Source organism: Pseudoalteromonas sp. APM04 (genome assembly GCF_022809815.1).
GTDB lineage: Bacteria > Pseudomonadota > Gammaproteobacteria > Enterobacterales > Alteromonadaceae > Pseudoalteromonas > Pseudoalteromonas marina.
Genome location: NZ_CP094442.1, coordinates 481,177 through 492,140 on the forward strand (window position 1 = coordinate 481,177; position 10,964 = coordinate 492,140).

Genomic DNA, 10,964 nt, shown 5'->3' on the forward strand with positions numbered 1-10,964 from the left:
CCTAAAAAGGGTTAAGCCATGTTAGATAACAACATTAAAAATCAATTAAAAAGCCATTTCGAATCGCTTACTCAACCTGTTGAGCTGCTTATTGCCTTGGATGACAGCAAAAAATCAACAGAAGTAGAAAGCTTAGCAAATGATTTAGCATCATTAAGCGATAAGTTTACGGTAGTTAACAACCCAGATACCAGCGCACGCCGCCCGTCTATGGTTGTACATTCACCAGTTAAAAATACCCATATTACGTTTGCAGGCGTACCGATGGGACACGAATTTACAAGTTTAGTGTTGGCGCTTTTACATACTGGCGGGCATGCAAGTAAAGCAAAAAGCGAAGACATTGAACAGATACAATCACTTGATCAAGAACTTAATTTTGAAATTTACATTAGCTTGAGCTGCCAAACGTGCCCTCAAGTAGTGCAGGCGCTAAATACAATGGCCGCGACTAATAGCAAAATTAAAGCAACAATGATTGATGGCGCACTATTCCAAGAGGAAGTAGAAGAGCGCAACATTTTAGCCGTACCGGCTGTTTATTTAAATGGCGAACCATTTAGCCAAGGTGCATTAAGCCTAACTGACATTTTAAACAAGGTAGATAGTAAAGGTGCAGCACGCCAAGCAGCGGCACTGAGTGAAAAAGATGAATTTGACGTACTAGTAGTTGGTGGTGGGCCTGCGGGTGCCTCAGCTGCTATTTACTCTGCACGTAAAGGCTTAAATACAGGTGTTGTAGCTGAACGTTTTGGTGGGCAAGTTGCTGACACATTAGCTATTGAAAACTTTATATCTGTTAAAGCCACTGAAGGGCCAAAACTTGTTGCACAGCTTGAAGAGCATGTGAAAGAGTACGATGTTGATGTAATGCATAACCAACGTGCTGCAGGACTTGAACGCGTTAATAACAAATACGAAATTACGCTTGAGAACGGGGCTACTTTAAAAGCTAAATCACTTGTCTTAGCAACCGGTGCACGCTGGCGTGAAATGAACGTACCCGGTGAGCAAGAGTACCGCGGACATGGTGTAGCATACTGCCCGCATTGTGATGGCCCTTTGTTTAAAGGTAAGCCTGTAGCAGTGATTGGTGGTGGTAACTCAGGTATTGAAGCGGCAATCGATTTAGCAAACATTGTTGAGCACGTAACAGTGCTTGAATTTGCAGATACACTTCGCGCCGATGAAGTACTTATTCGCAAAGCGAAAAGCTTAAATAATATTACTATTATTAAAAACGCCCAAACTACAGAAGTACTTGGCGATGGTAAAAAGGTAACAGGACTCACTTACACAGACCGAGTATCAGGTGATAGCAAGGCACTTACTCTAGCGGGGATTTTTGTACAAATAGGCTTAATTCCTAACACTGAATGGTTAAAAATTAGTGACTTAGCGCTAAGTAAATTTGGTGAAATATTAATTGATGCAAAAGGTGCTACGTCATTACCAGGTGTTTATGGCGCAGGTGATGCAACAAATACCCCATTTAAGCAAATTATTATTGCCATGGGCAGCGGTGCAACAGCAAGTTTAGGTGCTTTTGATTACTTAATTCGCAACAGCGAAGAAAGCGAGCAAGACAAAACAGCTGCTTAACGTGCAAAACCTCTCTTGATATAACAGCAAGGTACACCCATCGCTGTTTGTTAACCCAAGCCGCCCTCTCCAAAGGCGGCTTTTTTATGGCGTAATTAATCATATATAAATAGGTTAATCGCCACCGCCACCACAGCCAGAATCTGAACCGCTGCAATTATTATCAGAGTAACTTGTACTAGTATTATATGTGGTTGCACCTTGTTTTGAGTTTGTAGTGACAAAGGTAAGTAGTAGCAAAAAGCCACTAACAATTAAAATTACCATGATTGACTGCCAATCCTGTGACGAATAACCGACATAAAGTGACAAAGCTAAAATAGTAATCAAAATGGTCCGAGCTATTAATTTCATTGTTATTTCCTTTTACTTACTGTCAGGTATATTTAATGTAATTTTGGCTTAACGGTTTTTATTGCTGATGCGATAGCGAGCTCAAGTGAGTACATTTTAAAAGGTTTTGATATAAACATATCCATGCCAGCTTGTTTACAGGCAAGTTTATCTTGCGACGACGTATTAGCCGTTAACGCAACAATATACGTTTTATCTGCGGGGCAAATTTTTTGCTCTCTTAACTGCTTAGTTGCTTCAAAACCGTCCAAAATAGGCATAATACAGTCCATAAAAATAAGGTCATACGGCTTTTGCTTACATTTTAAAACAGCGTCTTGACCATCAACCGCAAAGTCGGGGTGTATATTAAGCTTATTTAGGGATGCGTTAAGCACTAATCTATTGATGTCGTTGTCATCAACAACAAGCACAGATAACTCGCTTGTGTTTAAATCAATGTTAGCGAGCGGTTTATTTTCAAGTGCTTGCTCTTCACCTCGGGTTATAGGGATATAAACTGAAAATGTAGAGCCTTTATTAATTTCGCTACTGACTTCAATTTTACCGCCCATGTACTGAACAAGTTCTTTTACAATTGCTAAGCCTAGACCTGTACCGCCTTTTGTATTTTTAGCATCGACTTCTTGCGTAAATGGTGAAAATAGCGATTTAAGAAATTCAGGAGTCATCCCTCTGCCTGAGTCAGTCACGGTAATAGTGAGTGACAAAGCGTCGTCAATATTGGTCAAAAACGTGTCCAGCTTTACACTACCTTTTTCTGTAAACTTTAATGCATTACTGAGTAAATTGGAGGTAATTTGGCTTAGGCGTGTGTTGTCGAAAAAGGCCCAGCAATCGTCATTAATTTCATTTTTCACTTCAAGTGCGACACGCTTTTCAGTAAATAAAGGGGTATAAAGTGAAACAAGGTCAGTGAAAACAGTTTTTAATAAAACATTGTTTGGTTCAAGCTTAAGCTCGCCATGATTAATTTTTGAGAAATCAAGAACCTCATTAATAATATTCAATAATATGTCTGAGCTGCGTAGCGCAACTTTAATTTTTTCTGTTCTTTTTTGTTCATCATGCTCATCTATCAAGGTGGTGAGCATGCCTGTAATACCATTGAGTGGCGTTCTAAGTTCATGGCTAATTTTTGCAAAAAGCATGCTTCTGTCAAAAAGTAAGCGTTCAGCCTCTGCTTTTTTGCTTTTAAGTTCTTCACGAAGTGTCATCGACTCTGTTACATCTTGAAACGTGCCAAATAACCTTACGCAGGTGTCGCCTTCAAATTCAGCTTCTCCAAAGGTCGATACCCAAATGTTGTTATTTTTTGCAGTAACAATTTCAAGGTCTAAATTCCACTTTTCGCCTTTGCTAACGGCTAACTCTACTGCTTTGGTAATATTTTCTCGGCTTGCTCCCTCTTTATAGAAGTTAATTGCTGTTTCCATCATAGGTTGATAGTTTTCATCAACTTCATGAATAAGCTTAGTTTGTCTGCTCCAATAAATTTTATTGTGGGCAATATCAACTTCCCAAGTTCCTATATTAGCAACACTTTCAAGTTTAATAAGGCTATTACTATTTTTTATTAGGCGATCTTTTGTTTGGCTTCTGGCAAATTCCGCACCTAACCATTGTGCAAATAATTCTATATAGTCATAGGCTTGGTCTGTAAAAACAGGCGATGAGTCAGCAGAAGAAAAGTTAACGGTTCCAAACACTTCATTACCTATTTTAATAGGAGCACCAATGTAGGATTCCAGTTGGAAATTAGCAAAGCAAGGGTGGTCTGCAATTTCGCTCTGAGATACATTGTGAAAAGCGAGGGCTGAGCCTGCTTTGAGGGTGTGTGTGCAGTAAGTACCTTCTAGGTCAAATTGTGTACCTATAGCAAGATCGTTGTTGGGGGTAACCGCATATAAAACAGTGTAACACTGGTCTTCAACCTTACTGATAATAGCTAAATTAAGATGAAAAACGTTAAGCCCAAACGTTAAAAGCTTTTGCGTTTTGTTGTCAAATGTTAAACTTTGATCAGAGACTATGTCGTGAAATTGCCTAAGAAAATTCAATAGAAAAACCCTATAGTATTAATTTTTTTAAACTTTATTTAGCAAGCTTAGAATAACGTTAAAAAGTGATAAAAAGCTATTACTATCTCGGCAACTAAATACATAAAAACACGATTTGATTAAAATATAGATTTAGCGTATCTGTGTGCACGTTATTTAATCTAGTATGTTGAGTTAGGTGTGTACTCTGGGTTGATATCTCCATCAACTTCTTCTGGATCAACATCGTTTATCAGCAGTGTTTCTCTTACGGCTTCTATATGATCAAGGACCGTTTGATAACGCTCACCATATTCATATTTAGTCACTTCAATAGCTTTTGGCATATATGTAAACGCTATTTTAAGAGCATGAAGTGCATCGTCATTTATTTTTTCACTCATATTTTTCTCCTGACTAAATTAATATCGGCGGTTAAAGTATTTTCTTTAATTGTTTATTTTAGGGTGCTTGCAAGTGAGCACGCGCTTCAGTTATGCCCATTTGGTATCCTTTATTTAAAATATTAAACGATTTAGTGGTTCTGCCCACTTTAAAGTGCTTTGGTGGTGCAATAATATTAACTATACAATCGCTGGGTGGGTTTTCTATAAAATCGATACTTTTATTATAAACGTCAGCTCTATTTAATGCTGCATTTATGAGTGCAGGATAGCCCTTATAAATTTGTTTAGTGAGCCAAGACGTTTTTGTCGCTTTTTTTTTGTACCCTCGTGAACGTGACAAGATAACCGTTATTTCGCGCGCCCCCATTTCATACGCCTTGATAACAGGAATAGAGTCTGCAACTCCACCATCCGTCATAGGTGTGTTATTTATAATCGGGTAATCACGATATGCAATAGGAATTGCGCAGGATGCTTTTAATTGCTCAACCATTTTGTCGTTTGTTGCTTCTAAATAATAGGCTTTACCTGAATCTATAGCGGTAGTAACAATATAAAACGGTTGTGGGTTTTGCTCAAATATTTCGGTTTGTAGACGAATTTCACGAATAGTTTCTTCCCATAACCAATCAAGGTCAAATAAGTGACCACCTTTTAAAAACCGAGCCAGATTAATAAACTCCGGCCTACATGAATAATCTGTTATCACTTTGTAGTTTCGCATGGGTTGCTTACATAAGAATGCAGCTACATTTGTTGCTCCTGCAGAAACGCCAAAGTAACAATCAAAGGGCTGATGATTTTGTGATAAAAATTCATCAAGGACGCCTGCAGCAAATATACCGCGCATTGCGCCACCTTCGACTACAAGTGCATGTTTTATATTTTTAGCCATAATTGTAACTCCTTTTAATCTGACTTTATGTTACCAACTATGGCGAGTGAGGGCGACTTATAAAACACATACTATCAATAAGTTGCATTCCTATTAAAGGTTAATTCAATAATAAGTAAACAATAAATAAGGCATTTAATTTAATAAATATGTCGGTAGTTAATATATTAATTAATTGGCATACTATTTTTAGTAATTTTATGGCTGTAATTCCATCGCACTGAGTTATATTTTTTGTTAATGTTAGGCTTCAAGCTTATGTTAATAATAAACCTTTAAAAGGGTCACTGATTTTGCAACATTAAGATGGATAATATGCGTCAATATTTTTGCATAAATTGACATTGTTATAGTTATTATATCGCGAATGTAAGTCAGTATGATTTAGCCGTTGTTGCTTTCGAGCCCGATAATTTAAGAGCCTTGTACTGCGAATAATTGTACCAAGGTCATAGTTTGCTCCTAAAAGGTAAATAAACTCTATAATGAGCGATTTTAAAATCACCTTATTTAATAATACGCAAAATCAGCTTGGCGAAAGTCCGCTATGGCACCCAATGTTGGAAACACTCTTCTGGGTTGATATCAATAAAAAACTGTTATTTTGTTGCTCACTCGGTAAACCAGCAAATGCTTACTCGGTTGAAATGCCTTTTATAGTGACAGCTATAGCTTGGCAAGATAAAGAGCATTTAATTTTAGGAACTGAATCTGGGATTTATCGTTACAATATAAAGCGTAAAATACCTCAGTTAATTACGGAACTTGAAAGTGGCGACACGAATAGGCGCTCAAACGATGGGCGTGCCGATCCCTGGGGTGGTTTTTGGTTAAGTACAATGGATATGACTGCCGAAAAAGGGCAGGGCAAGATATACCGCTATTACAATAAAAAGCTAGATTGCATTGTGACTGATTTAACCATTCCTAATGGTTTGTGTTTTGATAAAGCTCGCTCTCGTGGTTACTATTGTGACTCTTTTACAAGCTGTATTTACGTTCTTGACCTTGATGTTAATACAGGTGAAGTTGCTGGCACGGCGAAGGTATTCTATCAATTTAATAACACCGATGTAGATCCCGATGGTTGCGTAATCGACAGTATTGGTAACTTGTGGTTAGCGGTATGGGGAATGGGCTGTATTATGTGTTTATCGCCTGATGCAGAAGTAATTCATACAATAAAAGTAAATAACCTCAATCCTACATGTACAGCATTTGGCGGCAAACAAGGTGAGCTGCTATTTGTGACTTCAGCATTATGCGACTCTAATAATGACTTACAAAATATACAAGGGACGACAATTCAAATTAGCGGGATAAAAAACGGGCAACTCGAGCCACCCGTTATTTTATAATTTGTTTACAGGTTACAGGTTACAGGTTACAGGTTACAGGTTACAGGTTACAGGTTACAGGTTACAGGTTACAGGTTACAGGTTACAGGTTACAGGTTACAGGTTACTGGGAGACTGGGAGACTGGTTTGACCCACATAACGCCAACATCTTTTTTCATAACGTATACGCGAGTGCCTGCAGTAATTGTTTGCTCACTTTTTAATTTCCAGCTAATACCTGAATAATTATACGTAGTTAACCCTTGATCGGTAACGTCGTCATCTAGGGTAAAAGTAAGCTCTGCAAAATCGTTTGTTACGGGCTTTGTATCCACACGGTTTTGCATTTTTTTTAGAGGTTTCCACAGGCCAATGGCTAAAATAGCCGTTACCACTGTGTTACTCCATAGTGCAGTTGTTAATGAGTCAGGCAATATTCCTATGCTCATTGAAAAACCAGTTATCAGTAGTGATAAGCCAAAAAATAATAGAATAATAGTAGAGAGACCCAGCACGGCTACTTCTATTATTAAGGCAATTATACCAAGCACCATAAGTGCTTGTGGTAAATTTTGCATAATAAAATCCATACAAACCTCTTTAGGTGTTAACCTTTATTTTGCTTGTTTAAACTATTAATGATTGCCATGCCTTGCGCAACCATTGAGCTTGCATCTGTTGCATTGTCAGGGAGTAGAACAACAGATGATTCACGTGCAATGGCTTCTTTAGCCGAAATGGCTTTGGTTGCTAAATCAAGTTGAATCGCTTTTTGTCCTTGCTCTGTATCAGCGGCTTCACCGACTTTTAATAGTGCATTGGCTTGTGCTTCAGCGACGGTTGTAATTGCGGTAGCTTCACCTTCTGCACGTAAAATTTGCTCAGCTTTATCTGCTTCTGCAGCAAGCACTTGTGCTTGCTTTTTACCTTCAGCGACATTTATATTTGCTTGACGGTCACCTTCAGACTCTAAAATTTGAGCACGTTTTACACGCTCAGCCTTCATTTGTGCTTCCATAGCTTCCATAATCGAGTTCGGTGGCACAATATCTTTAATTTCGTAACGCAGTACTTGAATACCCCATGGCTCAGATGCCTGGTTTATTGCAGCTACTATATTTGTGTTTAGTAGGTCACGCTCTTCAAAAGTTTTATCTAGCTCCATTTTACCAAGCTCTGAGCGCATTGTTGTTTGCGAAAGCTGAACAACCGCAAATGTATAATCGTCAACACCATAGGTAGCTTTGTACGGGTCTAATACTCGAAAGTATAATACGCCATCTACAATTAACGAGATGTTGTCTTTTGTTATAGCTGATTGAGATGGAACATCTTGGGCCTGTTCTTTTAAGCTGCGGTCGGCAGATATTCTATCGATAAACGGAATAATAAAATTAAGGCCGGCTTCTTTGGTTGATTGGTATTTACCAAAACGTTCAATTAGCCAAGCTCTATTTTGAGGGACAAATTTAACACTGCTTTTTAGAAGCACAATAACAAATATGAGTAAAAATGCCTCAACAGTAAATACGACATCGAGAATTTGTGACACTGGATCCATTTAAATATTCCTTATAATAATTAATCATAAAATGGTGTGTTGTTTTAATTTTAAACTAATAAAGACTACCACTTTTCAATGTAATTACCTACAAAAAGTGGGCACTTAAGAAGTACATATTATCGAGGGGGGCTCTCGGAAATTTTATTTCGACCAGTTTCTTTAGCGTTATAAAGAGCAGCGTCTGCTTTTGCAATAATGTCTTCTGCTATTGTTTTTGTGTTAGGAATTAGGCTATAAAAACCAATACTTAAAGTAAGCATATCACTTACTTCTGAATATTTATGCTCTATGCCCAACTTGGCTATTTCTTTTTGAATTAGAGTGGAAAAGCAATATGCATTATCAGTATTGGTACAGGGTAAAATAAGTGCAAATTCTTCACCACCATATCGAGCTGCTAGATCGCCAGGGCGCTTACATAAATTTTGCAGTGTTTCAGCAACTTGTTTTAATGCCTCATCCCCTTTTTGATGACCATAACTATCGTTGTATTTTTTAAAAAAGTCGATGTCGCAAATAAGTAAACTAATGGGTTGTTGGTAACGAACGCATCGTTGTATTTCGTCATCTATAGTTTGATCAAAGCATCGACGATTAGCTATGTTTGTTAAGCCGTCTGTATTGACCAGCTCACTTAATTGTTGATTGGCTGTGATAAGTTGCTGCTGAGTAAGTTCTAATTTTTGTTTATAGTTTATATTTTTGAACGCGTTGGTTAGTATTTCACCCACTAATTTTATTCGGATTAAATCAAGGTTTGTCCATTCACGTTTTACTGCTACACAATCACAGCCAATAAAACCAACAAGCTCTTTTTCGTAGCTTAAGCCAATGCACATTACTGATTTGATTTTTTGTAGTTCAAATTCCTTTTTTTCACCACCTGCAGAGGCTGGTAAATCCGCAACATCATTTACTTTAAAAAGGTAAGTGTCGTTCATTAATTTAAAAAAGTAGGGTAGTTCACTTTTAGGTACATTTTGCAACGAATCCTTAAAAGGCATTATGCCTTTATTTACCCATTCATGTGTATTACTCATTTGTGTGTTTTCGTCGTTAAATTTAAATAAATAGCTGCGATCTGCATGACATACAGTGCCAATTGCTTTTAATGCATAATTAATATGTTTATCTACATCATCGTTTTGAATATCAATGAGATCGGCTGATATATTCGATATAACAACATCAAAATTATATTGTTCATCAATTGTTTGTTTTTCTATTTCAAAGGTGATCATTGAAACGGTCTCGGTAATATTGGCAAATTTAATGTTCAGTAAGAAGGCTGTTTGATCTACTTCAAGCACCACTTTATTTTGAACATTAGGTATAAGATAAACATCAAAAAGGTTCTGTAATAATAAAGTTTTTTTACTTAAAGGGCTTATTAGCTTTATGTGACTAAAGTGATTTTCATTCAAGTCAGAATGCTGCTTTAAATTAAACAGGTTTAACGCGGATTCGTTTGCTTTGTAGTTGCGTGTTTTTGAGTCGTGGACCAAAACAGCAAAAGGGAGACACTTTAATGTACTCCAGATCTCTTTAATCGAGTTCAACGTTTAAGTTACCTCATTTTCTATAAAAGATAGGACATATCCGATTGATTTTTATTCTTATAATATAGTTTTAGTACAGTTTTGTTGATATTACTAACTTTTTTAGTGCGTTTATGTGAGTCACGCATTATAATTGATACTGTATATCATTACTCCTTTCTTCAGTGAGCCTTTAGCGGCTTACTTGCATTCTAAGTATAGGTAACCCAAGTATTTCATGACCGAAATTACAACACACCAAGCTTCTCGTAGGCGCTTACTCATTGCGCTTGCAATAACATGCTCATTTATGATCATACAAGTAATTGGCGCGTATTATGCTAATTCGCTTGCTGTATTAGCTGATGCAGGACATTTGTTTGTGCATAATAGTTCGCTATTTATTGCCTTAATTGCTTCAAGTTTTGCTATTCACTTAGCTAAAACTTTCAATGATGGCTATCAACGGGCTGAGTTAATGGGTGGGCTTATTAATGGCATTTTATATCTCGCAATTAGTTTGGTGATTCTATATGAAGGTGGGGAGCGATTTATTCATCAGCATGAAGGTAACGAACTTGAGATAAATAGTTACTTAATGTCGGTAATTGCGGGGCTGGGCTTTTTGTTCCACGGTGCCGCTGCTTGGGTGTTATACAAGGGACGAAAAGCAAGCATTAATGTTTATGCCGTGTTCTTACATTCGTTTTTTGATTTGATTTCTACTGTGTCCACTTTTGTTGCTGGTGTATTAATATATTTCACAGGCCTTGCGGTCATCGATATTTTATCGAGTATGCTTATAGCGTCGTTTGTATTGTTTACGGGCATTAAAGTAATTATAAGTTGTATTAAAGGTTTGCGTTTAAATAAAGCAAAACTTCCTAAGGTAGCAGATATTGAAAGCGAAATCACAAGCATAGAACACGTACATAACGTACATAATGTAACTGTAACACGTAATTACGATGGCCTAGTGGTGGGGGCTCATGTGGTACTCAAAAAGCACTGTACTATTGAAAAGCATGACGAAGCATGTCGCTTAAAGGTAGAGAATCTGCTTGCTGAAAGGTTTAGAGTAACCAGTAGCGTACTGCAAATTGAAAGCCATGAATGCCATCATATTCACTAAAGTTTATTAACCTTTCAAAGTTAAATTCCAACGGCCTACATGGTGCTTAGGCAAGACAGTGCACATAAGGTGTGTACCTTCACAAATAGTTGATA

At 37.4% G+C, this 10,964-nt stretch carries 10 protein-coding genes; 3 read left to right on the plus strand and 7 right to left on the minus strand.

All coding sequences use genetic code 11. From position 1 onward, the window contains the following. Positions 1 to 18 precede the first annotated feature (18 nt). Complete coding sequence (ahpF, locus tag MTP24_RS18030) at positions 19 to 1,602, plus strand: alkyl hydroperoxide reductase subunit F (RefSeq protein WP_243533924.1); 1,584 nt, start codon at positions 19 to 21, stop codon at positions 1,600 to 1,602. Between the two features lie 114 nt (positions 1,603 to 1,716). Here ahpF and MTP24_RS18035 read toward each other — a convergent pair whose 3' ends face one another. The 4 genes from MTP24_RS18035 to MTP24_RS18050 all read right to left on the minus strand — a co-directional run bounded on the left by MTP24_RS18035 (position 1,717) and on the right by MTP24_RS18050 (position 5,297). Further along, on the minus strand, positions 1,717 to 1,956 hold the full coding sequence (locus MTP24_RS18035; RefSeq protein WP_058429858.1) for a hypothetical protein: 240 nt from the start codon (positions 1,954 to 1,956) through the stop codon (positions 1,717 to 1,719). A 32-nt stretch (positions 1,957 to 1,988) separates the two neighbouring features. After that, complete coding sequence (locus tag MTP24_RS18040; protein WP_243533926.1) at positions 1,989 to 4,016, minus strand: ATP-binding protein; 2,028 nt, start codon at positions 4,014 to 4,016, stop codon at positions 1,989 to 1,991. A gap of 161 nt (positions 4,017 to 4,177) precedes the next feature. Then, the gene (locus MTP24_RS18045) at positions 4,178 to 4,399 is read right to left on the minus strand and encodes a hypothetical protein (RefSeq protein WP_006791618.1); all 222 of its coding nucleotides are present in this window, start codon (positions 4,397 to 4,399) and stop codon (positions 4,178 to 4,180) included. A 58-nt stretch (positions 4,400 to 4,457) separates the two neighbouring features. Then, the gene (locus tag MTP24_RS18050) at positions 4,458 to 5,297 is read right to left on the minus strand and encodes a patatin family protein (RefSeq protein WP_243533929.1); all 840 of its coding nucleotides are present in this window, start codon (positions 5,295 to 5,297) and stop codon (positions 4,458 to 4,460) included. Between the two features lie 485 nt (positions 5,298 to 5,782). On the opposite strand from MTP24_RS18050, the gene MTP24_RS18055 reads away from it, so the two are divergent. After that, positions 5,783 to 6,655, plus strand: a complete 873-nt coding sequence (locus MTP24_RS18055; RefSeq protein ID WP_243533931.1) for an SMP-30/gluconolactonase/LRE family protein — start codon at positions 5,783 to 5,785, stop codon at positions 6,653 to 6,655. A gap of 96 nt (positions 6,656 to 6,751) precedes the next feature. Here the strand turns inward: MTP24_RS18055 and MTP24_RS18060 are convergent, their stop codons facing one another. The 3 genes from MTP24_RS18060 to MTP24_RS18070 form a co-directional block, all read right to left on the minus strand. Then, positions 6,752 to 7,225 carry an NfeD family protein gene (locus tag MTP24_RS18060; RefSeq protein WP_243533933.1) on the minus strand — a complete coding sequence of 158 codons (474 nt, stop codon included), beginning with the start codon at positions 7,223 to 7,225 and terminating at the stop codon, positions 6,752 to 6,754. A gap of 17 nt (positions 7,226 to 7,242) precedes the next feature. Then, positions 7,243 to 8,196, minus strand: coding sequence for a slipin family protein (locus MTP24_RS18065; RefSeq protein WP_006791622.1), 954 nt, complete (start codon positions 8,194 to 8,196; stop codon positions 7,243 to 7,245). Positions 8,197 to 8,315: 119 nt separating this feature from the next. Beyond that, on the minus strand, positions 8,316 to 9,758 hold the full coding sequence (locus MTP24_RS18070) for a diguanylate cyclase (protein ID WP_243533935.1): 1,443 nt from the start codon (positions 9,756 to 9,758) through the stop codon (positions 8,316 to 8,318). A gap of 217 nt (positions 9,759 to 9,975) precedes the next feature. On the opposite strand from MTP24_RS18070, the gene MTP24_RS18075 reads away from it, so the two are divergent. Beyond that, the gene (locus MTP24_RS18075) at positions 9,976 to 10,869 is read left to right on the plus strand and encodes a cation diffusion facilitator family transporter (RefSeq protein WP_006791624.1); all 894 of its coding nucleotides are present in this window, start codon (positions 9,976 to 9,978) and stop codon (positions 10,867 to 10,869) included. Positions 10,870 to 10,964: the final 95 nt, after the last annotated feature.